General features: G+C 59.4%; 25 protein-coding genes and 1 pseudogene. 17 read left to right on the top strand and 9 right to left on the bottom strand.

From position 1 onward, the window contains the following. Positions 1-20: 20 nt before the first annotated feature. Positions 21-164, top strand: a pseudogene (locus QF010_RS15240) (phosphatase PAP2 family protein); the annotation flags it as partial. Between the two features lie 23 nt (positions 165-187). Here QF010_RS15240 and QF010_RS15235 read toward each other — a convergent pair. Then, entirely contained in the window at positions 188-595 is a 408-nt protein-coding gene (locus QF010_RS15235; RefSeq protein WP_018929316.1) for an RNA-binding S4 domain-containing protein, read from the bottom strand. 216 nt (positions 596-811) lie between these two features. Between QF010_RS15235 and rimB the strand changes: the two genes are divergently transcribed. Further along, positions 812-1,291 (top strand): retropepsin-like aspartic endopeptidase RimB, encoded by a 480-nt coding sequence (rimB, locus tag QF010_RS15230; RefSeq protein ID WP_033058440.1) that lies wholly within the window; start codon positions 812-814, stop codon positions 1,289-1,291. Next, positions 1,288-2,193 (top strand): 30S ribosomal protein S6--L-glutamate ligase, encoded by a 906-nt coding sequence (gene rimK, locus QF010_RS15225; protein WP_008149287.1) that lies wholly within the window; start codon positions 1,288-1,290, stop codon positions 2,191-2,193. Before rimB ends, rimK begins: the two co-directional genes overlap by 4 nt. Positions 2,194-2,388: 195 nt before the next feature. Here rimK and QF010_RS15220 read toward each other — a convergent pair whose 3' ends face one another. Both QF010_RS15220 and ompR read right to left on the bottom strand, forming a co-directional pair. Next, positions 2,389-3,702, bottom strand: a complete 1,314-nt coding sequence (locus tag QF010_RS15220) for an ATP-binding protein (RefSeq protein ID WP_046052242.1) — start codon at positions 3,700-3,702, stop codon at positions 2,389-2,391. A gap of 115 nt (positions 3,703-3,817) precedes the next feature. Further along, a complete protein-coding gene (gene ompR / locus QF010_RS15215) occupies positions 3,818-4,558 on the bottom strand; it encodes an osmolarity response regulator transcription factor OmpR (protein ID WP_008149284.1) in 741 nt (246 codons plus the stop codon). A 361-nt stretch (positions 4,559-4,919) separates the two neighbouring features. Between ompR and QF010_RS15210 the strand changes: the two genes are divergently transcribed. From QF010_RS15210 to tauD, 7 genes are all read left to right on the top strand, one after another. Further along, the gene (locus tag QF010_RS15210; RefSeq protein ID WP_429533433.1) at positions 4,920-7,244 is read left to right on the top strand and encodes a Tex family protein; all 2,325 of its coding nucleotides are present in this window, start codon (positions 4,920-4,922) and stop codon (positions 7,242-7,244) included. Then, on the top strand, positions 7,244-7,627 hold the full coding sequence (locus QF010_RS15205; RefSeq protein ID WP_008149280.1) for a PaaI family thioesterase: 384 nt from the start codon (positions 7,244-7,246) through the stop codon (positions 7,625-7,627). The genes QF010_RS15210 and QF010_RS15205 overlap by 1 nt, the downstream gene beginning before the upstream one ends. 291 nt (positions 7,628-7,918) lie before the next feature. After that, complete coding sequence (gene gshA / locus QF010_RS15200) at positions 7,919-9,502, top strand: glutamate--cysteine ligase (RefSeq protein WP_429533432.1); 1,584 nt, start codon at positions 7,919-7,921, stop codon at positions 9,500-9,502. A 341-nt stretch (positions 9,503-9,843) separates the two neighbouring features. After that, positions 9,844-10,821: a taurine ABC transporter substrate-binding protein gene (tauA, locus tag QF010_RS15195; protein WP_033058451.1), complete on the top strand. Its 978-nt coding sequence runs from the start codon at positions 9,844-9,846 to the stop codon at positions 10,819-10,821. 15 nt (positions 10,822-10,836) lie between these two features. Next, positions 10,837-11,631 (top strand): taurine ABC transporter ATP-binding subunit, encoded by a 795-nt coding sequence (gene tauB, locus QF010_RS15190; protein WP_056745614.1) that lies wholly within the window; start codon positions 10,837-10,839, stop codon positions 11,629-11,631. After that, positions 11,628-12,461 (top strand): taurine ABC transporter permease TauC, encoded by an 834-nt coding sequence (tauC, locus tag QF010_RS15185; protein WP_033058455.1) that lies wholly within the window; start codon positions 11,628-11,630, stop codon positions 12,459-12,461. The genes tauB and tauC overlap by 4 nt, the downstream gene beginning before the upstream one ends. A gap of 144 nt (positions 12,462-12,605) precedes the next feature. Beyond that, positions 12,606-13,448 (top strand): taurine dioxygenase, encoded by an 843-nt coding sequence (gene tauD / locus QF010_RS15180; protein ID WP_429533431.1) that lies wholly within the window; start codon positions 12,606-12,608, stop codon positions 13,446-13,448. A 219-nt stretch (positions 13,449-13,667) separates the two neighbouring features. On the opposite strand, the gene mgrA is transcribed toward tauD, so the two are convergent. From mgrA to QF010_RS15160, 4 genes are all read right to left on the bottom strand, one after another. Then, positions 13,668-14,705: an L-glyceraldehyde 3-phosphate reductase gene (gene mgrA / locus QF010_RS15175; RefSeq protein ID WP_033058461.1), complete on the bottom strand. Its 1,038-nt coding sequence runs from the start codon at positions 14,703-14,705 to the stop codon at positions 13,668-13,670. 168 nt (positions 14,706-14,873) lie between these two features. Then, on the bottom strand, positions 14,874-15,338 hold the full coding sequence (locus QF010_RS15170) for a type II toxin-antitoxin system HicB family antitoxin (protein WP_192409809.1): 465 nt from the start codon (positions 15,336-15,338) through the stop codon (positions 14,874-14,876). Beyond that, positions 15,335-15,517, bottom strand: a complete 183-nt coding sequence (locus tag QF010_RS15165; RefSeq protein ID WP_033058467.1) for a type II toxin-antitoxin system HicA family toxin — start codon at positions 15,515-15,517, stop codon at positions 15,335-15,337. Before QF010_RS15165 ends, QF010_RS15170 begins: the two co-directional genes overlap by 4 nt. A 131-nt stretch (positions 15,518-15,648) precedes the next feature. After that, positions 15,649-16,539 carry a LysR family transcriptional regulator gene (locus tag QF010_RS15160; protein WP_429533430.1) on the bottom strand — a complete coding sequence of 297 codons (891 nt, stop codon included), beginning with the start codon at positions 16,537-16,539 and terminating at the stop codon, positions 15,649-15,651. A gap of 129 nt (positions 16,540-16,668) precedes the next feature. On the opposite strand from QF010_RS15160, the gene QF010_RS15155 reads away from it, so the two are divergent. Further along, on the top strand, positions 16,669-17,409 hold the full coding sequence (locus QF010_RS15155) for an SDR family oxidoreductase (RefSeq protein ID WP_033058472.1): 741 nt from the start codon (positions 16,669-16,671) through the stop codon (positions 17,407-17,409). Positions 17,410-17,491: 82 nt separating this feature from the next. After that, positions 17,492-17,752 carry a hypothetical protein gene (locus QF010_RS15150; protein WP_033058475.1) on the top strand — a complete coding sequence of 87 codons (261 nt, stop codon included), beginning with the start codon at positions 17,492-17,494 and terminating at the stop codon, positions 17,750-17,752. Positions 17,753-17,779: 27 nt separating this feature from the next. Here the strand turns inward: QF010_RS15150 and betT are convergent, their stop codons facing one another. Together betT and epsC are read right to left on the bottom strand one after the other, a co-directional pair. Continuing rightward, the gene (gene betT, locus QF010_RS15145) at positions 17,780-19,735 is read right to left on the bottom strand and encodes a choline transporter BetT (protein ID WP_429533471.1); all 1,956 of its coding nucleotides are present in this window, start codon (positions 19,733-19,735) and stop codon (positions 17,780-17,782) included. A 501-nt stretch (positions 19,736-20,236) separates the two neighbouring features. After that, entirely contained in the window at positions 20,237-21,163 is a 927-nt protein-coding gene (gene epsC / locus QF010_RS15140; protein WP_033058482.1) for a serine O-acetyltransferase EpsC, read from the bottom strand. Between the two features lie 193 nt (positions 21,164-21,356). On the opposite strand from epsC, the gene QF010_RS15135 reads away from it, so the two are divergent. The 5 genes from QF010_RS15135 to QF010_RS15115 all read left to right on the top strand — a co-directional run bounded on the left by QF010_RS15135 (position 21,357) and on the right by QF010_RS15115 (position 26,049). Further along, positions 21,357-22,349 carry a D-cysteine desulfhydrase gene (locus QF010_RS15135; RefSeq protein WP_033058484.1) on the top strand — a complete coding sequence of 331 codons (993 nt, stop codon included), beginning with the start codon at positions 21,357-21,359 and terminating at the stop codon, positions 22,347-22,349. Positions 22,350-22,563: 214 nt separating this feature from the next. Beyond that, positions 22,564-23,358 (top strand): cystine ABC transporter substrate-binding protein, encoded by a 795-nt coding sequence (gene tcyJ, locus QF010_RS15130; protein WP_033058486.1) that lies wholly within the window; start codon positions 22,564-22,566, stop codon positions 23,356-23,358. Continuing rightward, positions 23,358-24,023 carry a cystine ABC transporter permease gene (tcyL, locus tag QF010_RS15125; protein WP_033058489.1) on the top strand — a complete coding sequence of 222 codons (666 nt, stop codon included), beginning with the start codon at positions 23,358-23,360 and terminating at the stop codon, positions 24,021-24,023. The genes tcyJ and tcyL overlap by 1 nt, the downstream gene beginning before the upstream one ends. Positions 24,024-24,027: 4 nt before the next feature. Further along, positions 24,028-24,783, top strand: a complete 756-nt coding sequence (gene tcyN / locus QF010_RS15120; protein ID WP_033058492.1) for an L-cystine ABC transporter ATP-binding protein TcyN — start codon at positions 24,028-24,030, stop codon at positions 24,781-24,783. A gap of 501 nt (positions 24,784-25,284) precedes the next feature. Beyond that, entirely contained in the window at positions 25,285-26,049 is a 765-nt protein-coding gene (locus tag QF010_RS15115) for a hypothetical protein (RefSeq protein ID WP_033058495.1), read from the top strand. Positions 26,050-26,334 lie beyond the last annotated feature (285 nt).

Here is a 26,334-nt window from a genome sequence, read left to right as displayed (position 1 = left end):
TCAGCCGTGAGGGGCATTTTATGAACAATCCGGGTTTGTTCCAAGCAAGGTGGAAACTCCGCCGGTTGGCTTTATGCAATTTTTTGCCTCTGGTACTGCTGGCCTTCTGGTTATGGCCTACGGGTCAGAGGCTGTGTGTGATTTTCGACGAGTGGCATTTGCACTGATGAAAAATCAGAGCAACGGCCTACTCGTCGTTGCTGCTTCCACGAAACTTGAACAAATCCCGTCGCTGCTTCTTGCTCGGCTTGCCATCGGTGCTCACGCCCAATGCGCCGGCCTTGCGCATGGCCGCAGCCGCCTCGCGCTTGGCGATGCTGGCTTCGGTCTCGGCATAGAGTGCCTGAGCCTCTGGTGCGCCACGGCGTACGATCGACAGCGCCTGAACCACCACCGTGCGTTCCTCGAACCCTGTGCGAATCTGAAACTCGTCGCCGATCCTCGGTTCCTTGCCCGGTTTGCAGCGCTCGCCCCGACAATGCACCTTGCCGCTTTCAATCGCCGCCTTGGCCAAGGCACGTGTTTTATAAAAACGCGCGGCCCACAACCATTTATCGAGACGGACTTTGTCGTCCTCTTCGCTTTTTTGTGCCATGGAATTTCCTCATTCTGAAATATTGCTGAACTGTACTACCGTTTCTGTCGTGCCATGAATTACGCCGGCTCGGATTACAATGCACACGTTCCAGTGCCTCCCTTGAGGGCTGGAAATCCGGGCCGTAGATATCTGTCGCCTTTTACCCATTATTCTGCGTGAATACCGCGAATTCGGCCGCTTGCGGCCTGAGCGGTTTCTACCGGTTGAGCACCTTTGAAGACATTTGACCATTTGACCGTTGTCGGTCTGCGCGAGTGGGTGGCGCTCCCGGATTTGGGAGTCGCGGGCCTGCGCGCAAAAATCGACACCGGTGCCAGCACCTCCAGCCTGCATGCCACCGATATCGAACCGTTCGAGCGCGACGGGGAACAATGGGTGCGCTTTACTGCTCACTTGGGCACGGTGGTGCAACTGCGTCACCGGCGCTGCGAAGCACTGCTGGTGACGATGAAAACCATTAAAAGCTCCAACGGCCACGCGCAGAAGCGTTACGTGGTCAGCACCACCCTGGCCCTCGGTGATCGGGTCTGGCGGGTCGAATTCACCCTCGCCTGCCGCAAGTCCATGCGTTATCGCCTGTTACTCGGTTCCAAAGCCTTGATCGACGGCCAGTTGGTGGTCAATCCGGGCATTAAGTACGTACAAGACAAGCCGGTGTTCCCGGTATCTACCTCCTCCACAGGTGTTGCATGAAGATCGCTGTGCTGTCGCGGAACCCGCGTCTGTATTCCACTCGTCGTCTGGTCGAAGCCGGTACCGAGCGAGGCCATGAAATGGTGGTGATCGACACCCTGCGCGCCTACATGAACATTGCCAGCCACAAGCCGCAGATCCACTACCGCGGCAAGCCGCTGGAGGGTTTCGATGCGGTGATCCCGCGGATCGGCGCGTCGGTGACGTTTTATGGCTGCGCGGTGTTGCGTCAGTTCGAAATGATGGGGGTGTTCCCGCTCAACGAATCGGTGGCCATCGCCCGCTCGCGGGACAAACTGCGGTCCCTGCAATTGCTGTCACGCCGGGGAATTGGTTTGCCGGTCACTGGGTTTGCGCACTCCCCGGATGACATTCCCGACTTGATCGAGATGGTCAACGGCGCGCCGCTGGTGATCAAGGTACTGGAAGGCACTCAGGGCATCGGCGTCGTGCTGTGTGAAACGGCGACGGCGGCGGAGTCGGTGATCGAAGCGTTCATGGGCCTGAAGCAGAACATCATGGTTCAGGAATACATCAAGGAAGCCGGAGGGGCGGACATTCGCTGCTTCGTGGTGGGCGACAAGGTGATCGCGGCGATGAAACGCCAGGCGAAGCCGGGGGAGTTTCGCTCCAACCTGCATCGCGGCGGCAGTGCCAGCCTGATCAAGATCACGCCGGAAGAACGCATGACGGCGTTGCGCGCGGCGAAGGTCATGGGGTTGGCGGTGGCGGGCGTGGACATCCTGCGTTCCAATCACGGGCCGCTGGTGATGGAAGTGAACTCGTCGCCTGGGCTTGAAGGGATTGAAACCACCACCAGCAAGAACGTGGCGGGGATCATCATCGAGCATCTGGAGAAGAATGGTGGGCCGAATATGACGCGCACCAAAGGCAAGGGCTAAAGCCAAGAGCCCCCTCACCCTAACCCTCCCGAAACGTCGGACCGCCCCAAAGGGGCGAGGGGACTTACCGAGGTGGCTTTCGCTATACATCGACCTGAGATTCCGAGTCGAACTCAGGCTTTGAAAAGCATGGAAATCGGCCCCCTTTCCCCTCTCCCCACTGGGGAGAGGGCTGGGGTGAGGGGTGGCTTTCAGTTACACCGCATCCCTCGGCAACATCAACCCAAGCGGCAACCGCACCCGCGCTTCCAACCCGCCACCAGAACGGTTACGCAGCTCAACATTCCCACCATGCATCGAAGCAATCCGCTTCACGATCGCCAAACCCAACCCGGTCCCCTTCCCGCCACGGGCACGGTCACCCCGAGTAAACGGATTGAAGATCGCTTCCAGCTCCGACGGATCAATCCCCGCCCCACGGTCCATGACACTCAACACCACATACGGCGCGCTGGTATCCCCGGACACATAAGCCGCCACCTCAACCCCGCTGCCCGCGTGATGCAAGGCGTTGCCAATCAGGTTGTTCAGCAGCCGCTTCATCGACACCCGACGCAACGGAAACGGCTGAATCGGCTCCAGGCGCAGACGCACTTTCTCTTCGTTCTGGTTGTACGGCGCCGCGACTTCGCGCACCAGATCGCTCAGGTCCACCTCTTCCACCGACTCGTCGCGACCATCGCGAATGAACGCCAGGAACTGGTCGAGAATCGCGTCCATGTCTTCGATATCGCGGACCATGTCGTCCGTCAGGTCGCTGCGGTCGCCCATGAGCTCCAGAGATAGCCGTAACCGGGTCAGTGGAGTGCGCAAGTCGTGCGACACCCCGGCGAGCATCAACTCGCGCTCACGCCCCGCCTGTTCGACGTCTTCGGCCATCTGGTTGAAGGCGCGGTAAACCTCGGTCATTTCACTCGGCGTGTCGCTGATCGGCAGACGCACACTGCGGCCCTGGCCGAGTTGCCTCGCGGCATAGACCAGACGTTTCAATGGTTGATTGAGCTGGCTGACGAAGATCCACGCCGAGGCGGTGGACAGCAGGCCGATGGCGAGGAACCAACCGAGCACATTCCAGATTTTCTGGCCGCGCAACGGATGCGGGTAAAGCGGCACTTTCAGCCAGCCATCACCCAGGCTTGGCGCCCGAACCCACAAGGCTGGCGGCGAGTGCATTCGCAATCGGACTTCGGTATCGGCCCCCAGCTCCGCCTGCATTTGCCGCTGATAGATTTCGCTGTAAGGCCAGTGTTGCTCACCTTCCGGCACGCCAGCACCCACTACCCGGATCAGGGTCGCGGCATCGGCAATCTTTGTGCGGTTTTCTTCATCGGCCGCCCAATAGGCGCGTAGCGTCAGGGCGACGCCGTGGCTGTATTGGCGGTCCACCAGCACGTCTTCGTTCATCAACAGATAAACCAGGGTCAGCGCCTTGGAGAACAGGACGACGATAAGCACCAGCCAAAGGGTGCGGGAGAAGAAACTCTGGGGGAACCAAACGGGGGTTTTCATGGATAACCGCTACACACTTGCAGGAGCGAGCGATGCTCGCATATTGCGGATCGCGAGTCTGCGAGCAAGGTCATCTGACCCGTTGCCCGCAAGACCCGCTCCTACAAATCACCGATCACTTGGTGGCGGCGCCATCCGGAACGAACACGTAACCCACGCCCCAGACTGTCTGGATGTAACGCGGTTTGGACGGATCGGGCTCGATCATCCGGCGCAGACGGGAAATCTGCACGTCGATGGAGCGCTCCAGGGCGTCCCACTCGCGGCCACGGGCCAGATTCATCAGCTTGTCGCGGGTCAGTGGCTGACGGGCGTTCATGACCAACGCCTTGAGCACCGCAAACTCACCGGTGGTGAGCATGTGCACTTCGTCGCCGCGTTTAAGCTCGCGGGTCGCCAGGGACAGTTCGTAATCACCGAAGGTCACGCTTTCGTCTTCGCTGCCCGGAGCGCCCGGCACTGGAGCCGACTGACGACGCAGGACGGCTTTGACACGCGCCATCAGCTCGTCCGGGTTGAACGGCTTGGCCAGGTAATCGTCGGCGCCCAGTTCGAGGCCTTTGATGCGGCTCAGCTCATCGCCCTTGGCGGTCAGCATGATGATCGGGATCTGGTTGTTCGCGGTGCGCAGGCGGCGGCAAGCGGTCAAGCCGTCTTCACCGGGCAGCATCAGGTCGAGGACGACCAGGTTGAACACTTCGCGCGCCAGCAGGCGATCCATTTGCTCAGTGTTCGGTACGGCGCGAGCGCGGTAGCCCTTGCTGACGAAAAAACGTTCCAGCAGGCTGCTCAGCCCTGGATCGTCGTCAACAATAAGAATTTTTTCGCCTTCAGCAATGTTTGCAGTGCTGCTCATTAGATGCTCCTTTGATCTCGGCGCGCATTATGGCGTAGCTGCCGTTATACGCACCGTGTGCATTGTTAGCAGATTTTTCCTTGATCGCCAGAAATCCGGCCTTTCTGCCTACAGCCTGCGATGCCCCCGAATGACAGAACGCTGGTTATAATGCGCGGCCTTTTGTGTCAGGCAACGTCTGATCATGACTGTAGGTGGCCGTTTTTTATTTTCATGGCACCGGCAGTAATTGTTCGATTTCACGGGTCAACGGGATACCTGTTGACCCAGGTAGCGGCGCAGGCCAGGCCGCTCAACCAGACTCGCCGAGCCCTTATCTCTGCGCCTGCGAGCCTGCTTTCACAATTTGTCAGGTGGTTTTATGGACAGCATCAACAGCCGCATCGCCGAGGAACTCGGCGTCCGCCCACAACAGGTCGAAGCGGCCGTCGCGCTACTCGATGAAGGCTCTACCGTTCCCTTCATCGCCCGTTACCGGAAAGAAGTGACCGGCAGCCTCGATGACATCCAGTTGCGTCATCTGGAAGAGCGTCTGCGCTACCTGCGAGAACTCGACGAACGGCGTATCAGCATCCTTGCCAGCATCCAGGAACAAGGCAAGCTGACCCCGCAACTTGAACGCGACATCAAACTCGCCGACACCAAAACCCGCCTCGAAGACTTGTACCTGCCGTACAAGCAGAAGCGCCGCACCAAGGGCCAGATCGCCCTGGAAGCCGGCCTCGGCGAGCTGGCCGACGGCCTGTTCAACGACCCGACCCTGACGCCAGACGCAGAAGCCGCGCGCTTCGTCGATGCCGAAAAAGGCGTCGCCGATGTGAAGGCGGCCCTCGAAGGCGCCAAATACATCCTGATGGAACGCTTCGCCGAGGACGCCGGCCTGCTGGACAAGCTGCGCAGCTACCTCAAGCAGGAAGCCACCCTCAGCGCCCGCGTCATCGCCGGCAAAGAAGAGGAAGGCGCCAAGTTCCGCGACTACTTCGAACACGATGAACCGCTGAAAAGCATGCCGTCGCACCGCGCGCTGGCGATTTTCCGTGGCCGCAACGAAGGCATTCTGAGTTCGGCGCTGAAGGTCGGCGACGAACTGCCGGGCACCATGCATCCGTGCGAAGGCATGATCGGTCAGCAATTCGGCATCCAGAACCAGAACCGCGCCGCCGACAAATGGCTGGGCGAAGTGGTGCGCTGGACCTGGAAGGTCAAGCTTTACACCCACCTCGAAACCGACCTGCTGGGCGAACTGCGCGATGGCGCGGAAACCGAAGCGATCAACGTGTTCGCTCACAACCTGCACGACTTGCTGCTGTCGGCGCCGGCTGGCCCGCGCGCCACATTGGGTCTCGACCCTGGCCTGCGCACCGGTTGCAAGGTGGCCGTGGTCGATTCCACCGGCAAACTGCTGGATCACGCCACGGTTTACCCGCACGTGCCGCACAACAAATGGGACCAGACCATCGCGATTCTGGCTGCCCTGTGCGCCAAGCATGCAGTGGACCTGATCGCCATCGGCAACGGCACCGCCAGCCGGGAAACCGACAAACTGGCCGCTGAGCTGATCAAAAAATACCCAGCCATGAAGATGACCAAAGTCATGGTCTCCGAGGCCGGTGCATCGGTTTACTCGGCGTCGGAACTGGCCTCGAAGGAATTCCCGGACCTCGACGTGTCGATCCGTGGCGCGGTGTCGATTGCCCGTCGCCTGCAGGATCCACTGGCCGAGCTGGTGAAGATCGATCCGAAATCCATCGGCGTCGGCCAGTACCAGCACGACGTGTCGCAGCTGAAACTGGCGCGCGGCCTGGACGCGGTGGTCGAAGACTGCGTGAACGCCGTGGGCGTCGACGTGAACACCGCCTCCGTGGCGCTGCTGGCCCGCATCTCCGGCCTCAACGCGACCCTGGCGCAGAACATCGTCAGCCACCGCGACGAACACGGCGCGTTCAAAACCCGTGCGGCGTTGAAGAAAGTCGCTCGTTTGGGTGAGAAAACCTTCGAACAGGCCGCGGGTTTCCTGCGCGTCATGAACGGTGACAACCCACTGGATTCGTCTGCGGTTCACCCGGAAGCCTATCCGCTGGTCCAGCGCATCGCCGCTGAGACCGACCGCGACATTCGCTCCCTGATCGGCGACGCCAGCTTCCTCAAGCGTCTTGATCCGAAAAAGTACACCGACGAAACCTTCGGTCTGCCAACGGTCACCGACATCCTGCAAGAACTGGAAAAACCGGGCCGCGATCCACGTCCCGAATTCAAGACCGCTGAGTTCCAGGAAGGCGTCGAAGACCTCAAGGACCTGCAACTGGGCATGATCCTCGAAGGCGTGGTGACCAACGTGACCAACTTCGGTGCTTTCGTCGATATCGGCGTGCATCAGGACGGTTTGGTGCATATCTCCGCGCTTTCGGAGAAGTTCATCAAGGATCCGCGTGAAGCGGTGAAGGCTGGCGACGTGGTGAAAGTGAAGGTCATGGAAGTCGACATCCCGCGCAAACGCGTTGGCCTGTCGATGCGCATGAGCGACACCCCGGGCGAGAAAATCGACGGTGCCCGCGGTGCACGTCCGGGTTCGGCGCCACGCCAGTCCCAGAACACCGCACCGCGCAAGGAAACCACGGCGGCGGCTCCGGCCAACAACGCCATGGCTTCGCTGTTCGCCAACGCCAAGCAGTTGAAGAAACGCTGATGGACATCCCGGCCGGGCTGACCGAAAGCGCTTTTTTCAAGTTGCTGGGGTGTCGCTTGCACAGTCTGGAGACCGGGGTGGCGCAAGTCGCCCTCGGGCTTGCACCAGAACTGCGCAATCGCGGCGGCAAGCTGCACGGCGGGGCCTTGTTCAGTCTGGTGGACATTGCCATGGGGCTGGCCTGTTCCAGCACCCATGGTTTTGACCAGCAGAGCGCAACCATCGAGTGCAAGATCAATTACATTCGCGCCGTCGCAGACGGTGAAGTGATGTGCACGGCGCGGGTGATTCACCCGGGCCGGCGCACGCTGGTGGTCGAAGCCGACGTGATGCAAGGCGACAAACTCGTCGCAAAAGCACAAGGCACCTTCGCTGTCCTATAGATGAATGCCATCAATTTGAGTTAATTTCGGCGCTGTGACCGTAGCGCCGAAATCCTCTGTAGGAGTGAGCCTGCTCGCGATTGCGGTGTGTCAGACGACTAAACGTTGGCTGACACTCCCTAATCGCGAGCAGGCTCACTCCTACAGGTGATTGCGGCGGCCGATCCTTTGCCGGCTGCCAGTAGTTTTTGCAGCTCAAAAACCAGGCGAAAACGCCAGTTTCAACTTCACCCTTGTAGACCGTCTTGCCCACCCCCATATTGGGGCGACTGACGCGTGAAGGAATCCAACTTGAGCGAACTTCTCAACCGCCGCCTGGCTCTGCTCGGCGAGCGCGCTAACCTCTCTCTGCTCGAACAGTGCCTTCACGGCATCGAACGTGAATGCCTGCGCGTGACCGACGAAGGTCGCCTGGCGCAAACGCCGCACCCGGAAGAATTGGGTTCCGCGCTGACCAACGAACAAATCACCACCGACTATTCCGAGTCGCTGCTGGAGTTCATCACGCCCGCCCTGCCCGATCCGGCGGATACGCTGGCGAGCCTGGACAAGATCCACCGTTTTGCCTACAGCAAGCTCGGCAACGAGTACCTGTGGAGTCCATCGATGCCGTGCCCGTTGCCGGCCGAGGAAGACATTCCGATCGCCTATTACGGCACCTCCAACATCGGTCAGCTCAAGTACGTCTACCGCAAGGGCCTGGCCCTGCGCTACGGCAAGACCATGCAGTGCATCGCCGGGATTCACTACAACTTTTCCCTGCCGGAAAAGCTCTGGCCACTGCTTAAAGAGGCTGAAGGCTTTGTCGGCACCGACCGCGACTATCAGTCGTCGGCCTACATCGCACTGATCCGCAACTTCCGCCGCTACAGCTGGCTGCTGATGTACCTGTTCGGCGCCTCGCCTGCGCTGGACGCCGGTTTCCTGCGTGGCCGCTCGCACCAGTTGGAACAACTGGACCCGGACACGTTGTATCTGCCGTACGCCACCAGCCTGCGCATGAGTGACCTGGGTTACCAGAGCAACGCCCAGGCCGGTCTGACGCCTTGCTACAACGATCTGGCCAGCTACACCGACAGCCTGCGCAAAGCGGTCGCAACGCCTTACGCGCCGTATGTCGAAATCGGCACGCATCAGGACGGTGAGTGGGTTCAGCTCAACACCAACATCCTGCAGATCGAAAACGAGTACTACTCCAACATCCGCCCGAAACGCGTGACCTACACCGGCGAACGGCCGATTCAGGCGCTGGTGGCCCGTGGCATTCAGTACGTTGAAGTGCGTTGCCTGGACATCAACCCGTTCCTGCCAATGGGCATCGATCTGCCGGAGTCGCGGTTCCTCGACGCATTCCTGCTGTATTGCGCGCTGAACGACAGTCCGCTGCTGACCAACACCTCGTGCGGCAACGCGACCTCGAACTTCCTCAGTGTGGTCAAGGAAGGTCGTCGTCCGGGCCTGCAACTGCAACGCGACGGTCATCCGGTGGACCTGAAAGAGTGGGCCAGCGAGTTGCTGGAGAAGATTGCACCCCTGGCGGCGATACTGGATCAGAGTCATGGCGGCGATGCCCATAGCAAGGCGCTGGATGCGCAACTGGCCAAGGTCAAGGACCCTTCGCTGACGCCATCGGCCCAGGTGCTGGTGGCGATGGCTGAGCACAAGGAGAGCTTTGCTCAGTTCTCCCTGCGTCAGAGCCAGGCACATGCGGAGTTTTTCCGCAGCGAGCCGCTTTCCAGTGAAGACCAGGCGAAATTTGAAGACCGGGCACGTTCGTCGCTGGCCGAGCAGATTGAGCTGGAGCAGAACGAAGTCGGCGATTTCGATGTGTTTGTCGGGTCGTATCAGGCGAGCATTCTGGCCATCAGTAACTGACCTCAAGATCCACCCCTCACCCTAACCCTCTCCCCAGAGGGTAGAGGGGACTGACCGAGTTGTTCTTAGAGCTACATCGACCTGAGAAATCGAGTCGAACTCAGGATTTGAAAGCAATGGAGATCGGCCCCCTTTCCCCCTCTCCCCCGTGGGGAGAGGGCTGGGGTGAGGGGGCGACCCACCAGACTGCACACAATGGCAAAATCTCCACTACCCTCCTACCCATTCCTTAGAATTTTCCGCTCATAAGCTAATTCGAAAAAGTTATTTATTTTCGGATTCTTAGATCATTTAGTCTCCTTTTCACGCCGACTCTCGGTCGCCTGACAAGGAGCTTCTCAATGAAACTGACTTTCCCCCTTCGCCTCCTGGCGGCCGCGTCTCTGGCTGCGGTGAGTTTCTTTGCCCAAGCGGCTGACGTCACCGTCGCCTACCAGACCACCGTAGACCCGGCGAAAGTTGCCCAAGCCGACGGCGCATACGAAAAAGCCACAAACGCCAAAATCGACTGGCGCAAATTCGACAACGGCGCCGACGTCATTGCCGCCATCGCTTCCGGCGACGTGCAGATCGGTTACCTCGGTTCCAGCCCCCTGACAGCGGCGATCACCCGCAAAGTCCCGGTAGAAACCTTTCTCATCGCCACGCAGATTGGCGCTGCTGAAGCCCTGGTGGCTCGCGACGGTTCCGGGATCAAAACCCCACAAGACCTGATCGGCAAGAAAATCGCCGTGCCGTTCGTGTCCACGGGTCACTACAGCCTGCTGGCCGCGCTGAAGCACTGGAACATCGATCCATCGAAAGTCACCGTCCTCAACCTTGCCCCGCCAGCCATCATTGCCGCGTGGAAACGCGGTGATATCGACGCCACTTACGTGTGGGACCCAGCCCTCGGCGTGGCCAAGGAAAACGGCAAAGTGCTGATCACCTCCGGTGAACTGGCCAAGTTCGGCGCGCCGACCTTTGATGCCTGGATCGTGCGTAAAGACTTCGCCGAGAAGCACCCGGAAATCGTCACCGCGTTCGCCAAGGTGACGCTGGATGCCTACGCCGACTACCGCAAAGATCCAAAAGCCTGGCTCGCCAACCCATCCAACGTCGACAAGCTGGTGAAACTCTCTGGCGCCAAGGCCAGCGACATTCCATTGCTGCTGCAAGGCAACGTCTTCCCGCTGGCGGCTGATCAGGTGATCACCCTCGGCGCGCCGACCACCAAGGCCATCACCGACACCGCCGCGTTCCTGAAAGAACAAGGCAAGGTTGAAGCCGTGCTGCCGGATTACGCCCCGTATGTCAGCGCCAAGTACATCACCAACTGATCGGAGTTAACCGCGATGGCTTTGCTTCAGCTGGAGCGCATCAGCGCACAGTACCCCGGCGCCGCCGAACCGGTACTGGCGGATATTTCCTTGAGTCTGGGGCCCCAGCAATTGCTGGTCGCCCTCGGCCCGTCCGGCAGTGGCAAGACCTCGCTGTTGAACTTGATTGCCGGTTTCGTCGAGCCCAGCGCCGGGCGCATCACCCTCGATGGCGTGCCGGTCAAAGGCCCGAGCGCCGAGCGCGGCGTGGTGTTCCAGGATGATGCCCTTCTGCCTTGGCAGGACGTGCTGGCCAACGTCGGCTTCGGCCTGGAACTGGCCGGCATTGCGCGGGAAAAACGTGAACTGCGCGCTCGGGAAATGCTCGCTTTGGTGGATCTGTCCGGTTTCGAAAACCGTCGAATCTGGCAACTCTCGGGCGGCCAGAAGCAACGTGTCGGCCTGGCCCGCGCCCTTGCTGCTGACCCGCGCGTTTTGCTGATGGACGAACCCTTCGGCGCCCTCGATGCCTTCACCCGCGAACAAATGCAGGAGCTGTTGCTGCAAGTCTGGCAGCGCACCGCAAAACCGGTATTTCTGATTACTCACGACATCGAAGAAGCGGTGTTTCTCGCCACGGACCTGATTCTGCTGGCGCCGAATCCTGGGCAAATCGTCGAACGCCTGAGCCTGGATTTCGGTCAGCGTTACGCCGCCGGGGAGTCCGCTCGATCGATCAAGTCCGACCCGCGCTTCATCGAAACCCGCGAACACGTGCTCGCCAAAGTGTTCTCCCAACGCAGCGCCGCCCAGCGGCAGGAGACCGTATGAGCAGCTATGAGATTCCGGCCGTCACGGTCAAACCGCACTCGACGGTGATTCCTGTTCGTCGCAGCCTCAGTACTCGCTGGATCAGTCTGCTGACACTCGTCGCACTCGTGGTTATCTGGTGGGCTGTCACCGCCACTGGAATGATCGAACCGCTGTTCCTGCCGCCACCTTCCGCCGTGCTGCAAAAAGGCTGGCTGCTGGTGACCACCGGCTACATGGATTCAACGTTGTGGCAGCACTTGGGCGCGAGTCTCAGCCGAATCGGTCTGGGCCTGGGATTCGCGGTGCTGACCGCCGTGCCCGTTGGAATCGCCATCGGCCACAACCGCATTGCTCGCGGCATTCTCGATCCGCTGATCGAGTTCTACCGCCCTATCCCACCGCTGGCTTATCTGCCGCTGATCGTGATCTGGTGCGGCATTGGTGAGCTGTCGAAAGTCTTGCTGATCTACCTGGCGATCTTCGCCCCGATCGCCATCGCTACGGCGACCGGCGTGCGTACCGTCGACCCGGCCAAATTGCGCGCGGCGCAGTCCTTGGGCGCGACCCGGGCGCAGTTGATTCGCCATGTGATTCTGCCGAGTGCGTTGCCGGACATTTTGACCGGTGTGCGGATTGGCCTGGGTGTGGGTTGGTCGACGCTGGTTGCCGCCGAACTGATCGCCGCCACCAGCGGTTTGGGCTTCATGGTGCAGTCGGCCGCGCAGTTCCTGGTCACCGATGTGGTGGTGCTGGGGATTCTGGTGATCGCGCTGATCGCCTTCGCCATGGAAATGGGCCTGCGCGCCCTGCAACGCAAACTGGTGCCGTGGCATGGCCAGGCGCACTGAAAAATCATCATGGGAAAAACCCTGTGGGAGTGAGCCTGCTCGCGATAGCGCAGTGTCAGGCGACATGGCAGTGGCTGATACACCGCTATCGCGAGCAGGCTCACTCCTACAAAAGCTCTACACCCCGGATTGAAGAGAAAGACCATGAGCAACCTGACCATCGTCCCCTTAAGCTACGCCCTCGGCGCGCACATCAGCGGCGTCGACATCAGCCAGCCGCTGAACCTGGAACAGCGCGACGCTATCGAGCAGGCGCTGCTTGAGCATCAAGTGTTGTTCTTCCGCGATCAGCCGATCACACCGCAGCAGCAGGCACGTTTCGCCGCCAATTTCGGCGACCTGCACATTCACCCGATCTACCCGAATGTGCCGGAACAGCCGGAAGTGCTGATCCTCGACACCGCCGTCACCGACGTGCGCGACAACGCGATCTGGCACACCGACGTGACCTTCCTGCCGACGCCGGCCTTGGGCGCGGTGCTCAGCGCCAAGTTGTTGCCTGAATTTGGTGGCGACACGCTGTGGGCCAGCGGTATTGCGGCGTATGAAGCGCTGTCCGCGCCGATGAAAACCTTGCTCGAAGGGCTGACGGCCACCCACGATTTCACTCGTTCGTTCCCGCTGGAGCGCTATGGCAACGCGCCCGAAGCGCTGGCCCAGTGGGAAGAAGCGCGCAGGAAAAACCCGCCGCTGTCACACCCGGTGATTCGCACTCACCCGGTGAGCGGACGCCGGTCGTTGTTCGTCAATGAAGGCTTCACGTCGAAGATCAATGAGCTGTCGGAAACCGAAAGCGAGGTGATTCTGAAGTTTCTGTTTGCCCACGCGACACGTCCGGAATTTACCATTCGCTGGCGCTGGCAGAAGGACGACGTGGCGTTTTGGGATAACCGCGTGACACAGCATTACGCCGTGGATGATTACCGGCCGGCGCGGCGGGTGATGCAGCGGGCGACGGTGTTAGGGGATGTGCCGTTTTTCCGATAAGACCCTGAATCCACCCCTCACCCTAACCCTCCCGAAACGTCGGACCGCCCCAAGGGGTAGAGGGGACTGACCGAGGTGTTCTTTCGAGCTACATCGACCTGAACTATCGAGTCGAACTCAGGCCTTGAAACCACTAAAGATCTGCTCCCTTCCCCCCCTCTCCCCCGTGGGGAGAGGGCTGGGGTGAGGGGTGGATCTAACTGCTCCCCCCACTTCAAATCACTCCGCCGTCGAAGGCTTCTCCCAAAGATTAACCCCGCCCTCCTGGGCAAACCGGTCGATCTCCGCCAGCTCTTCAGCGCTAAAACTCAAATTCTTCAACGCCCCGACGTTCTCGATAATCTGCTCCGGCCGGCTCGCACCGATCAGCGCCGACGTCACCCGTGGATCGCGTAGCGTCCACGCCAAAGCCAACTGCGCCAGGCTCTGACCGCGACGCTTGGCGATCTCATTCAGCGCACGCACATGAGCGATGTTGGCTTCGGACAGGTGCGAGGACTGCAACGAACCACCGCCCGGACGATTAACCCGCGCATCCTTCGGAATGCCGTTGAGGTATTTGTCAGTCAACAGGCCCTGCGCCAGCGGCGTGAAAGCAATCACCCCAGTGCCGAGCTCGTCGGTGACATCCAGCAGGTCTTTTTCCACCCAACGATTGAGCAGGTTGTAAGCCGGTTGGTGAATCAGCAACGGGACTTTCCACTCTTTCAACAGCGCGGCCATTTCACGGGTTTTAACCCCCGAGTACGAGGAGATACCGATGTACAACGCCTTGCCCTGTTGCACCGCGGTGGCCAGTGCACTGGCGGTTTCTTCCAGCGGCGTGTCCGGGTCGAAGCGGTGGGAGTAGAAGATGTCCACGTAATCCAGGCCAAGGCGCTGCAGGCTCTGATCAAGGCTGGCCAGCACGTATTTGCGCGAACCGCCGCCCTGGCCATAAGGTCCGGCCCACATGTCCCAACCGGCCTTGCTGGAGATAATCAGTTCGTCGCGATACTGCTTGAAGTCTTCACGCAGCAAACGACCGAAATTGATCTCGGCGCTGCCATAAGGGGGGCCGTAGTTGTTGGCCAGGTCGAAATGGTTGATGCCAAGATCAAACGCGGTACGCAGCAACGAACGCTGAGTGTCGATCGGCGTGCTGTCGCCGAAGTTGTGCCACAGGCCCAGAGACAGAGCCGGCAGCACCAGCCCGCTGCGACCCACGCGGCGGTAAGGGATGGAGTCGTAGCGGTTTTCGGCAGCGGTGTAGGTCATCGAATCCTCTCTTGTCTGTCTTGAAGTTGGTATCGACTGCTTCGCAAGTTGCCCAGCATACGCCCAGACAAACGCCGATAAACCTCGGACTCGAGGAAATGCTGAAACGTTTCAGATATTTCATCTTAGCCACCAGTTGATCGTTCTCTGTATAGGAGCGATCAACATTTACGCCGACAACTCACGCAGGGCAGCAGCAGCCAAAAAGCCAGACCTTGAGCTGTACCGCTGATCCCGCCTGACTGTTTGATCGATACGCTCAAGCAACTGCTCAGGCAGTGTGGCATTGAAGCGCACCGACTTGCCGAAGTAAGGCGTGATATCAAATTCGACCACCCCCCACACGCCGCCCGCGTAATCAGGGTTATCAAGATGAGCGTCGATCTCATGCACCTGCGGCAGTGGATCGCCATCGGCCACCAAGCCTTCGTAGTGCAACGACAGCGCTTCCTTCACGTTTTCAAATGCCTGCGCCACAGTACCGCCCGCGGAGAAACAACCCGGCACGTCCGGGATAATTACTCCGTATTCTGAGTCGGCATCCTTGTGCAGAACGACCGGGAATTTCATTTCGGTAAGTCCTTCCTGTGATGTGGCCCGCTCGGGGCTTTCATATCCGGTGTCGGGTCTCATTTCAGACCCGCCTGTTTCAATATGCTGTTGATCGTTCCTTTTGGAAGATCCGAGTCCGGGTGCTTTATCGTCACCCTCCCTAGTTTGCATGGATGTTTGTACTGATGATGGCTGCCTTTCACGGCCACCAGATACCAACCATCCTCCTCGATCATCCTGATCATTTCCCGACTTCGCATCACCTTCGTCCTTGTGGGCAGCATCTGCTGTGCACACTACGCGACGAAGCTTCACACCAATACACACCATACACACTCTGATAAATATTAGCCTATCGTGCAGAGGCCTGATTTGCCCTATGGACCAGCGGCTACCGCGCCCCCGCAAACACTTCCCCCAGCCAATCCACAAACACCCGAACCCGTGGCGACATGTGTCGGTTGTGCGGATACAACACCGAAACCGGCATCGGCGGTGGTGGCGTGTCGATCAGGACTTCCTGCACCAAGCCCTGGGAAATCTGCGTTTCCATTCGGTAATGCGGGCACTGGATCAGGCCCAGCCCGGCGATCGCCGACGCCGCATAAATTTCCGCGCCGAACACTGAAAGCGCGCCATCGATAGCCACTTCCTTCAGTTCGCCATCAACCATGAATTCGAAGGGAAATAACTTGGCAGTCGTGCGCGAGACGTAGTTCACGGCACGATGATGTTTCAGGTCGTCGAGGCTTTTCGGTTCGCCGTATTTGCGCAGGTACGCGGGGCTGGCGCAGGTGATTTGGCGCAGATTGGCGACGCGACGGCCGATCAGCGCGGAGTCGCCCAAAGTGCCGGCGCGCAGCACGCAGTCGACGCCTTCAGCGATCAGGTCGACAAAGCGGTCGGCCTCGCTGATGGACAGTTCGATGTCCGGGTAGCGCGCCATGAACTGCGGCAACGCCGGGATGACGAAGTGCTTGGCCAGCGTGCCGTGCAGATCGACGCGTAACCGCCCTTTCGGCGCCACCCCGCGAAACGCCAGTTCGGCTTCTTCCAACTCTGCCAGCAATTGCACACAACGCTGGTAATACGCCTCGCCATCCAGCGTAGGACGCACCTTGCGAGTGCTTCGCTCCAGTAAGCGCGTACCGAGCCAGGCTTCGAATTGATTGAGCGTGTGGGTCAGCGTCGCCCGCGGCAGGTTCAGGTCGTCGGCAGCCAGCGTGAAGCTGCTGCGCTCGTAGATCCGCACGAAAACCTTCATCGCCTTGACTTGATCCATTCGGGTCTCCTGGCGCTCGATTGTTGGCGATTATTGAACAGTCAAGGCAACTCTCGTGCATTTATCCGCCTGAGTAAACATGTGAATCTGGCTTCACCCCAAGCCATCCACTTCCAAGGAATCACCGCCATGACTAACCAAACTTCGAAAGTTGCCATCGTGACCGGCGCCTCCCGCGGCATCGGCGCGGTGATCGCCAAACAACTGGCCAACCAGGGTTTCGCCGTCGCCATCAACTACGCCAGCAGTGCCACCGAAGCTTCAAAACGGGTGGTCGAATTGCGTCAGGCCGGGCACCAGGCCATAGCGATCAAGGCGGATGTAGCGAACGCCGACGACGTGCGCCGGATGTTCGACGAGACCGAAACACAATTGGGCAAGGTCGATGTGCTGGTGAACAACGCCGGCATTCTCAACGTGATGCCGCTGGCGCAGCACACGGATGAGCTGTTCGACCAGACCTTCAACATCCACGCTCGCGGCACGTTCAACACCCTGCGTGAAGCCGCCACCCGCCTGAACACTGGCGGACGGATCATCAACTTCTCCAGCAGCACTGTCGGCATGAACCTGCCGGGCTACGCGGTGTACATCGCCAGCAAAGCGGCGGTGGAATCCCTGACCCAGGTGTTCGCCAAGGAAATGCGCGGGCGCAACATCACCGTCAACGCCGTGGCCCCCGGCCCGGTGGCTACCGACCTGTTCCTGCACGGCAAAAGTGAAGAGCAGATTCAGACCTTCGCCAAGATGGCCCCGCTGGAGCGTCTGGCTCAGCCAGAAGACATCGCCCGCGTTGTGTCTTTTCTGGTCGGTCCTGATTCGGCTTGGGTCAACGGGCAAATCCTGCGCGTTAACGGTGGGTTGGTCTAAGGGCTGGCTCCGCTCCACCGGGATGCCTGGCCTATGCTCGATATGACGATGGAGCTCTTCTCTTGATCAGGAGTACACACCCATGCACACCACCATCATCATCACCTTCGGCCTGATCCTGCTGGCATTGATGTTGTTCATCGGCGACAAAATCGGCTTCAGCCAACAGACGCTGACTTACAGCTTCGTGGTCCTGTGGCTGGCGCTGACGTTGATCAACGGCGCCGTTGGCATGGTCACTGCCGGCCAGTCACTGAGTTCGGAACTGATGATCGGCACGGTGGTGTTCAGTGTGCCGGTGGCGGCGCTGGTGCTGTACATGGTGTTGAGCGCCGAGACCTGAAAAAGGCCCGGCGCCACCGGTTCTCGATCAACGCACCAAATGCAAGAACTGCAGGTGCCGTTCGTACTGATCAAGGATGTCGTTGATGATCTGGTCCTTGGTGTAACCCACCAGATCGTAGTCCTGACTGCCCTCGCTCAAATGCACTTCGGCCCGGTAATAGCGCCGGTTATTGAGTTCCTTGGAACCCATGCCGCCACGGGCGAAGGACGGCGTGAAGTAGCCGCGCATCTGCACCTGATAAATGAACGGAGACTCCTCGCCATGACCGATTTCCAGGCTGACGTTGTCGTTGGCCGGGTCCGGCTGAGTGACCACGTTCAAGCCCTTCTCGACGAACACCGCCGAGACTTCTTCAATCGCCGGGCGCACCGTCGTATCGAGGAAGCGATAGACCTCATCCCGTGACGGGAAATGCACGGCCTGACTCAGGCGTTGACGCCAGCCGCCACGCCGCGATCCGGACACCGGTGCAAGGGAATGCAGTTGCGCGATCTGCTTCTGAGACTCCAGGTAGAACGCCTTGTGCAGCCCCCACATCATCAGCAGCAAGATCATCGAGAACGGCAACGAGGTCAGCACCACTGCGGACTTCAGCGCATCGATACTGCCGGAGAACAGCAGCGCACTGGTCACCAGCGCGGTCATTGCGCCCCAGAACACTCGCAGCCATTTCGGCCCGTCTTCATCGGGATTGCCGCCCTTGGCGGACAGTGTCGACAGCACCACGGTGCCGGAGTCGGCAGACGTCACGAAGAACACGAAGCTGATGAACACCGTGACCGCGATGACGGTTTTGCTCCACGGGTAGGTTTCCAGCAGCAAGTAGAGGGTCATCGATGGGTTATCGATGGCCGACATGCCGAGGGCGCTCATGCCGTGATTGAGGACTTGATCGATGGCGCTGTTGCCGAAGATCGACATCCACGCGAGGGTGAAGCCGAGCGGAATCAACAGCACGCCGAAGACGAATTCGCGGATGGTCCGGCCACGGGAAATCCGTGCGATGAACAGGCCCACGAACGGCGACCATGCGATCCACCAGGCCCAGTAGAACACCGTCCAGCCGCCCAGCCAGTCGCTCGGTTTGTCGTAGGCGTACAGGTCGAAACTCTTCATCGGCAAGGCGCCGAGGTAGTCGCCGATGTTCTGGATCAGCGTGTTGAGCAGGTGCTGGGTCGGGCCGGCGAACAACACGAACAACAGCAGCGCGCAGGCCAGCAGCATGTTGATGTCGGACATTACGCGCACGCCTTTATCGACGCCGGACACCGCGACGATGATCGCCGCGCCCATCATCAGCGTGATCAGGCCGACCTGAATCCACTGGGTGTGAGCGATGCCGAACAGGTAGTCCAGACCCGAGTTGAGGTGCAACACGCCAAAGCCCATGTCGGCACCGAGGCCAAACACCGTGGCGATGATGCCGAAGCCGTCCACCGCGTAACCGATGGGGCCGTTGATGCGCTTGCCGATCAGCGGATAGAGCGCCGAACGCAGCGCCAATGGCAGGTTATGTCGATAAGCGAAGTAGGCCAGCGCCATGCCGACAAAGGCGAACACGCCCCAGCCGTGCAGGCCCCAGTGCAGAAACAGAATCTGCATTGCCTGACGCGCCGCATCCGCCGTGCCGGCTTCGCCTTGCGGCGGTTGCGCCAAATGGGTCAGCGGTTCGGACACGCAAAAGAAGAACAGCGTGATGCTGATCCCGGCGGCGAACAGCATGCCGGCCCAGGACAGGTAACTGAATTCGGGTTCGTCGTGGTCGGCACCGAGCTTGATCTTGCCGTAGCCAGACAAGGCGGTGACCACCACGAAGACCAGATACAGGGTCATCGCGAGCATGTAGTACCAGCCGACCGTGTTGGCCGCCCAGTTTTGCGCTTCCAGAAGCCAGGCGCCGGCCTTTTCAGGCATGGCGATGACGATGACGCCGAACAGCAAAATGAACGTCGCCGAGAAATAAAACACCGGCGGATTCATGCGGACCTGACCGCTGGCGGGGGTGGACGATGCACTCATGAAAGGTGCACCTCGAGGGGGTAAAACAGGGCAATCAATAACGGACTCGGCAAAGGCAAGCCTCCTGTTGTGAGCGGGCAGCAAACCGACGGTTTAACTTGAATGAGCGTTCAAGTTAAACATGAATAGGGTGCTAAGGACTAATCGCAAGGCTCGGCGGTACTGTTCGTACGCTAGCTCAAGGATGGGTATGACGCGGGGTTGGGGGAATTCGTTCAGTGAAAATTGGCGGAATGCCATTATCTCCGTACAGATCTGAGATCCACCCCTCACCCTAACCCTCTCCCCAAAGGGGCGAGGGGACTGACCGAGGTGTTTGGTAGACATTCTGCGACCTGAAATCCCGAGTCGAACTCAGGATTAGAAAAGCATGGAGATCGACCCCCTTTCCCCCTCTCCCCTATGGGGAGAGGGCTGGGGTGAGGGGTGACTCTTAGATCAGACAAAAATCCATCGACCGCCCTACTTCTGCGTCCCGTCATCATGCTGCAGATTCGCCTGAGTCAGGTTGCTCCCCGCCGGTACGCTGCGGGTCAGCCAGACATTGCCGCCGATGGTCGAGCCCTTGCCGATGGTGATCCGCCCCAGAATCGTCGCACCGGCATAGATCACCACGTCATCCTCGACAATCGGATGTCGCGGTTGCCCCTTCTGCAACTGACCGTCTTCATCCGCCGGGAAGCGCTTGGCGCCCAACGTCACGGCCTGATAAATCCGCACACGCTCGCCGATGATGGCGGTCTCGCCGATCACCACACCCGTCCCGTGATCGATGAAGAAGCTGCGGCCAATCTGCGCGCCAGGGTGAATGTCGATGCCGGTAGCCGAGTGAGCGATTTCCGCGCTGATCCGTGCCAGCAGCGGCAAGCCGGCCCTGTACAAATGATGGGCCAGGCGATGGTGAATCACCGCCAGAATCCCCGGATAGCACAGCAACACTTCATCGACACTGCGAGCCGCCGGATCGCCGTGATAGGCCGCCAGCACGTCGGTGTCGAGCAGACTGCGCAGCCCCGGCAATGCGAGGGCGAAGTCCTGAATGATCTGAATCGTCTTGGCTTCGACTTCAGTGTCGGCCTGGGCACTGTGGCGAGCGGCGTAGCGCAATTCGAGTCGCGCCTGTGCCAGCAACGCGTTCAACGCAACGTCCAGCGTGTGGCCGACGTAGAAGTCTTCACTCTCCTCGCGCAAATCCACCGGACCGAGGCGCATCGGGAACAACGCACCACAGAGGGCTTCGAGAATCTCTGCCATGGCCGCTCGGGAAGGCAACTCGCGACCGCCCTGTTCGGTGCTGGCGCGGCCATTTTGTAGCCGCCACTGATCACGCGCCGTGCGCAGTTGGCTGACGATGGTCTGCAGTTGCCAATGACTGGAACGCTCGCTCACGGTAAAAACTCCTCACGGGCGGCCGGACTGTCTGGCCGCGTTAACCGCGATTACTTTACGGCATGGTCTGGAAGCCGAATTAAGAACCGATTGTGCTGTGCTCAGCACTTTTTGGCATAAGGCCGATTGGCAGTTGCCCCGCTAAATGGGCGTGCCTATAGTCCTGTCATCTCCCTCCGCCAGTACGGACCCCATGATCAAACAACAGCTTGCCCGCTTTAACCGCCTCGACCTGCTCGGTCATCCTACCGCCCTGGAAAAACTCGAACGCCTGTCGACCTGGTTGGGCCGCGATGTGTACGTCAAGCGTGATGACCTGACGCCGCTGGCGATGGGCGGCAACAAGCTGCGCAAACTCGAATACCTGGCGGCCGATGCGCTGGCACAAGGCGCCGACACCTTGATTACCGCTGGCGCGCTTCAGTCCAACCACGTGCGCCAGACTGCCGCCATTGCGGCCAGGCTTGGCCTGGGCTGCGTAGCCCTGCTGGAAAATCCCCTGGGCACCGACGACGCCAACTATGTCGGTAACGGCAATCGACTGTTGCTGGACCTGTTCGACGCCAAGGTCGAGTTGGTGGAGAACCTCGACAATGCCGACGAGCAATTGCAGGCGCTGGCCGACCGTCTACGTAACAACGGCAAGAAGCCATATCTGGTGCCGATTGGGGGCTCCAATGCGTTGGGCGCTTTGGGTTATGTGCGTGCCGGGCTGGAATTGGCCGAGCAGATCAAGGACACCGGGCTGACATTCGCGGCCGTGGTTCTGGCCTCGGGCAGTGCCGGGACCCATAGCGGTCTGGCGTTGGCGTTGAGTGAAGCACTGCCGGATTTGCCAGTGATTGGTGTCACGGTTTCTCGCAGCGATGAAGACCAACGCCCGAAAGTCCAAGGCCTGGCTGAGCGCACTGCCGAGCTGCTGGGCGTGAGCCTGCCAGCGAGTTTCAAGGTCGAGTTGTGGGACGAGTATTTCGGCCCGCGCTACGGTGAACCGAATGCCGGGACGTTGGCCGCCGTGAAGCTGGTGGCGAGTCAGGAAGGTTTGCTGCTGGACCCGGTTTACACCGGCAAGGCCATGGCGGGTTTGCTCGATGGCATCGGTCGTCAACGCTTCAACGAAGGGCCGATCATCTTCCTGCATACCGGTGGGGCGCCGGCGTTGTTTGCCTATAAAGACTTTTTGTAGCCGATCGTCGTGTGGCGACTGCATATACTGACAAAGAATAACAAGCGCGATATTTATTATTTTCCAATCTAAAGGCGCCATCATATAGTCACGCCGCAGGCGAATTTGCAGCGAGACGCATACGATGCTTTAGGGCAGGATATTGCAGTCGTTCAAATCCCGAATTTGCCAACATTCCTAAAAGCGTCTTCATAAGAAAACACAGGGGCTTGTCATGAATTTTTCCGCACTACGACGAAATCTGCTGGTAGGTTCGCTGGGCCTGGCGCTGAGCGCCGGCCTGTTGGGGCAAGCGGTTGCCGGTGAGCAACTGCAAAAAATCAAAGACGCTGGCGTGATCAACGTTGGCCTGGAAGGCACTTACCCACCGTTCAGTTTCGTCGACGCCGACGGCAAACTGGCCGGCTTCGAAGTCGAGTTCTCCGAAGCCCTGGCCAAAGAGCTGGGCGTGAAGGTCAAACTGCAACCGACCAAATGGGACGGCATCCTCGCGGCGCTGGAATCCAAACGTCTGGACGCCGTGATCAACCAGGTGACCATCTCCGAAGAGCGCAAGAAGAAGTATGACTTCTCCGAGCCGTACACCGTTTCCGGGATTCAGGCGCTGACCCTGACCAAGAACAAAGACACCATCAAGACCGCCGCCGATCTGGCCGGCAAGAAAGTAGGCGTAGGTCTGGGCACCAACTACGAGCAGTGGGTGAAAGAGAATGTGCCTAAGGCTGACATTCGCACCTACGAAGATGATCCGACCAAGTTCCAGGATCTGCGCGTCGGCCGCATCGACGCCATTCTGATCGACCGCCTCGCCGCGCTGGAATACGCCAAGAAGGCCAAGGACACTGCCGCCGCCGGCGAAGCGTTCTCCCGCCAGGAAGCCGGTATCGCCCTGCGCAAAGGCGAGCCTGAGTTGCTGGCAGCAGTGAACAAGGCCATCGACAAGCTGCGTGCCGACGGTACGCTGAAAAAGCTTTCGGAAAAATACTTCAGCGCTGACGTCACTCAATAATGGAAGAAGCTTTCCAACTCGCGCTGGATTCCGCGCCCTTCCTGCTGAAGGGCGCGTACTACACGGTGATCTTGAGCCTGGGCGGAATGTTCTTCGGCCTGGTGATGGGCTTCGGCCTGGCATTGATGCGCCTGTCGCGCTTCAAACTGGTGAGCTGGATTGCCCGCATCTACGTGTCGTTCTTTCGCGGCACGCCGTTGCTGGTGCAACTGTTCGTGATCTATTACGGCTTGCCGCAATTGGGCATCGAACTTGATCCGCTGCCGGCGGCCCTGATCGGCTTCTCGCTGAACATGGCGGCCTATGCCTGCGAAATCCTCCGCGCCGCGATCAGCTCCATCGAGCGCGGTCAGTGGGAAGCCGCCGCGAGTATCGGTATGACCCGCGCGCAGACCCTGCGCCGGGCCATCCTGCCGCAAGCGATGCGCACGGCTCTGCCACCGTTGGGCAACAGCTTCATTTCGCTGGTGAAAGACACCGCGCTGGCAGCCACTATTCAGGTGCCGGAACTGTTCCGTCAGGCGCAGCTGATTACCGCCCGTACCTTCGAAATTTTCACCATGTACCTTGCCGCCGCGCTGATCTACTGGATTCTGGCCACGGTGCTTTCGCACCTGCAGAACCAGTTGGAAGCACGGGTCAATCGGCACGACCTGGAGTCCTGACCCAATGATTGTCGTGGAAAAACTGACAAAGCAGTTCAAGGGTCAAGTGGTGCTCAACGGCATCGATCTGCAAGTGAAGGAAGGCGAGGTCGTGGCGATCATCGGGCCTAGCGGCTCGGGTAAAACCACGTTCCTGCGTTGCCTGAATTTTCTGGAAGAACCCACCAGCGGCCGGATCAAGGTCGGTGACATCGAGATTGATGGCAGTCGTCCGTTGAACCAGCAGCAAGGCCTGGTGCGGCGTTTGCGCCAACACGTGGGCTTCGTGTTCCAGAACTTCAACCTGTTCCCTCATCGCACCGCCCTGGAAAACGTTATCGAAGGCCCGATCATCGTAAAGAAGATCCCGCACGCCGAAGCCGTTGCCCTGGGTAAAAAGCTGTTGGCCAGGGTTGGCCTGGCGGGCAAGGAAGACGCTTACCCGCGACGCCTTTCCGGTGGTCAGCAACAGCGTGTGGCGATTGCCCGCGCGCTGGCGATGGAGCCGGAAGTGATTCTGTTCGACGAACCCACCTCAGCCCTCGACCCGGAGCTGGTGGGTGAAGTGCTGGCGACCATCCGCAGCCTCGCCGAAGAGCGACGCACCATGGTCATCGTCACCCACGAAATGGGCTTTGCCCGGGACGTGGCGAACCGCGTAGTGTTTTTCGACAAGGGTGTGATCGTTGAACAAGGCGAAGCCAAGGCGCTGTTTGCCAATCCGAAAGAAGAGCGAACGAAGCAGTTTCTCAGCAAGTTTCTGAATAACGCCCACAACTGAAATATCGCTTCACTACTTGTTAACTTCCATGGATGGAAGTGACAACCATCCCTGCTAACAAAACCTCTCGATATATTCTCTTCTCTTATTCATCTATCCGAACAATAGATAAATTTTTATTGCCGCGTGCGGTACATATATATGTCCTGCAACAGAATAACCTCGCCTAAAATCCGCCAAACCCCGCGCCCTCACCGACCCGGCCTTCGCCGTCAGCAACGCACTAAAAGCCCGTAAAACAACGTCAAGTTCGACAGAGCGGTGCAGCTTATTAACTTCAACGCGTAGGATTTTTCTGAATAACACTAGATATACCACTTAACTAGCCAACTCTATTGACACCTATTCAAGCGCACTCTTATCTAGTCTCCAACAGGCGTTGAACCTCACACTCATTCATTATTAAACCTCACAAATAGTGAATGACTTTGTTGCTCGGTAATTCACGCCTTCCGAACTTTCAGAAACGGACTTTCGCTGCAAGGCTTCAAGGAGATCCCCATGACAAGCACTTCGAACAAACCCGAACTTGCGGCCCCGACCCTGGCGCAATCTCACAAGACCTGCATCAACATCACCTCGGCGACGCACCTGCTGATCGATGTGGCGCCCTACTCCGGCATGGACGAAGGCGACCTGATCGAACTGTTCTGGGACAACTGCTACGTGGCCTCCAGAGTGCTGACGGCCGACGATGTCGGTCAACCGGTCCAACTGCGTGTGCCCGAGAGCTTCATTGCCAATGGCACCTCACGCATTCACTACCGGATCATGCAGATCGGGCAAGGGCCAACCCTTTCAGCCGCCAGGCGGGTGCAAATCAAACTCGATTGCCCCGGCGGCCAACCGTCTGCGCTGTGCGGCGATGAAAACCAGGGGCTGGAGCCCGTAAACATCCCCGAAACCATTCGCCGTCAGGGGGTCAATCCGAACCAGATCAAGCGCGGCGTTCCGTTGACCATCGAGCCTTACCTGAACATGGCCGCCGACGACGAAATCACCCTGCGCTGGGGTGATGTGCGCATGGATCTGCCACGACTCAAGGCCGGCGATGTCGGCCAGCCGATCCAGGTCTGGGTGCCCCCGGCGATCATTCTCGAAGCCGGCGAAGACCTGCGGCTGGAAGTGACTTACTGCATCCTCGACCGGGTGGGTAATAACTCCCGCTGGGCACCACCGCGCAGGCTGAAGATCGGTTGCGCCAATCCGTATTTGAAGGCCCGGCCAAAAGAGATACTCATGGCCGCCGAACCCCGCCTGGACTGAGGGTTTTCTGTGGCGAGGGAGCTTGCTCCCGCTGGGGTGCGAAGCGCCCCCCAAACCTGTGATCGTGTGCTTTCAGTCAAAGCATGGTGACAAATTGGCGACTGCTGCGCAGTCGAGCGGGAGCAAGCTCCCTCGCCACAGGGTCTGCGCTAACCAACCTTCTATGCATATTCCTAAAAGTTAGTTTATTTATTTTTTATACATGCTTAGGGTATATGCACCGGACCACCGGACATTCTTGTTTTCGTTCGTCGCAACCATCGCGACGTTTCCATGAGATGTGAG

This window comes from Pseudomonas silensiensis, from assembly GCF_050434865.1.
Taxonomy (GTDB): domain Bacteria; phylum Pseudomonadota; class Gammaproteobacteria; order Pseudomonadales; family Pseudomonadaceae; genus Aquipseudomonas; species Aquipseudomonas fluorescens_W.
This window is presented reverse-complemented; position numbering and strand designations above follow the sequence as displayed.

Excerpts from the sequence above, each read along its gene's own strand:
- QF010_RS15155 (WP_033058472.1), top strand. The coding sequence starts at position 16,669 with ATGACTAACCAAACTTCGAAAGTTGCCATCGTGACCGGCGCCTCCCGC.
- tcyJ (WP_033058486.1), top strand. The coding sequence starts at position 22,564 with ATGAATTTTTCCGCACTACGACGAAATCTGCTGGTAGGTTCGCTGGGC.
- QF010_RS15165 (WP_033058467.1), bottom strand. The coding sequence starts at position 15,517 with ATGCGAAGTCGGGAAATGATCAGGATGATCGAGGAGGATGGTTGGTAT.
- tauA (WP_033058451.1), top strand. The coding sequence starts at position 9,844 with ATGAAACTGACTTTCCCCCTTCGCCTCCTGGCGGCCGCGTCTCTGGCT.
- QF010_RS15235 (WP_018929316.1), bottom strand. The coding sequence starts at position 595 with ATGGCACAAAAAAGCGAAGAGGACGACAAAGTCCGTCTCGATAAATGG.
- tcyL (WP_033058489.1), top strand. The coding sequence starts at position 23,358 with ATGGAAGAAGCTTTCCAACTCGCGCTGGATTCCGCGCCCTTCCTGCTG.
- rimK (WP_008149287.1), top strand. The coding sequence starts at position 1,288 with ATGAAGATCGCTGTGCTGTCGCGGAACCCGCGTCTGTATTCCACTCGT.
- QF010_RS15170 (WP_192409809.1), bottom strand. The coding sequence starts at position 15,338 with ATGAGACCCGACACCGGATATGAAAGCCCCGAGCGGGCCACATCACAG.
- QF010_RS15150 (WP_033058475.1), top strand. The coding sequence starts at position 17,492 with ATGCACACCACCATCATCATCACCTTCGGCCTGATCCTGCTGGCATTG.
- QF010_RS15115 (WP_033058495.1), top strand. The coding sequence starts at position 25,285 with ATGACAAGCACTTCGAACAAACCCGAACTTGCGGCCCCGACCCTGGCG.
- ompR (WP_008149284.1), bottom strand. The coding sequence starts at position 4,558 with ATGAGCAGCACTGCAAACATTGCTGAAGGCGAAAAAATTCTTATTGTT.
- QF010_RS15220 (WP_046052242.1), bottom strand. The coding sequence starts at position 3,702 with ATGAAAACCCCCGTTTGGTTCCCCCAGAGTTTCTTCTCCCGCACCCTT.
- tauC (WP_033058455.1), top strand. The coding sequence starts at position 11,628 with ATGAGCAGCTATGAGATTCCGGCCGTCACGGTCAAACCGCACTCGACG.
- QF010_RS15135 (WP_033058484.1), top strand. The coding sequence starts at position 21,357 with ATGATCAAACAACAGCTTGCCCGCTTTAACCGCCTCGACCTGCTCGGT.
- tcyN (WP_033058492.1), top strand. The coding sequence starts at position 24,028 with ATGATTGTCGTGGAAAAACTGACAAAGCAGTTCAAGGGTCAAGTGGTG.
- tauD (WP_429533431.1), top strand. The coding sequence starts at position 12,606 with ATGAGCAACCTGACCATCGTCCCCTTAAGCTACGCCCTCGGCGCGCAC.
- betT (WP_429533471.1), bottom strand. The coding sequence starts at position 19,735 with ATGAATCCGCCGGTGTTTTATTTCTCGGCGACGTTCATTTTGCTGTTC.
- QF010_RS15160 (WP_429533430.1), bottom strand. The coding sequence starts at position 16,539 with ATGGATCAAGTCAAGGCGATGAAGGTTTTCGTGCGGATCTACGAGCGC.
- QF010_RS15205 (WP_008149280.1), top strand. The coding sequence starts at position 7,244 with ATGGACATCCCGGCCGGGCTGACCGAAAGCGCTTTTTTCAAGTTGCTG.
- QF010_RS15210 (WP_429533433.1), top strand. The coding sequence starts at position 4,920 with ATGGACAGCATCAACAGCCGCATCGCCGAGGAACTCGGCGTCCGCCCA.
- tauB (WP_056745614.1), top strand. The coding sequence starts at position 10,837 with ATGGCTTTGCTTCAGCTGGAGCGCATCAGCGCACAGTACCCCGGCGCC.
- mgrA (WP_033058461.1), bottom strand. The coding sequence starts at position 14,705 with ATGACCTACACCGCTGCCGAAAACCGCTACGACTCCATCCCTTACCGC.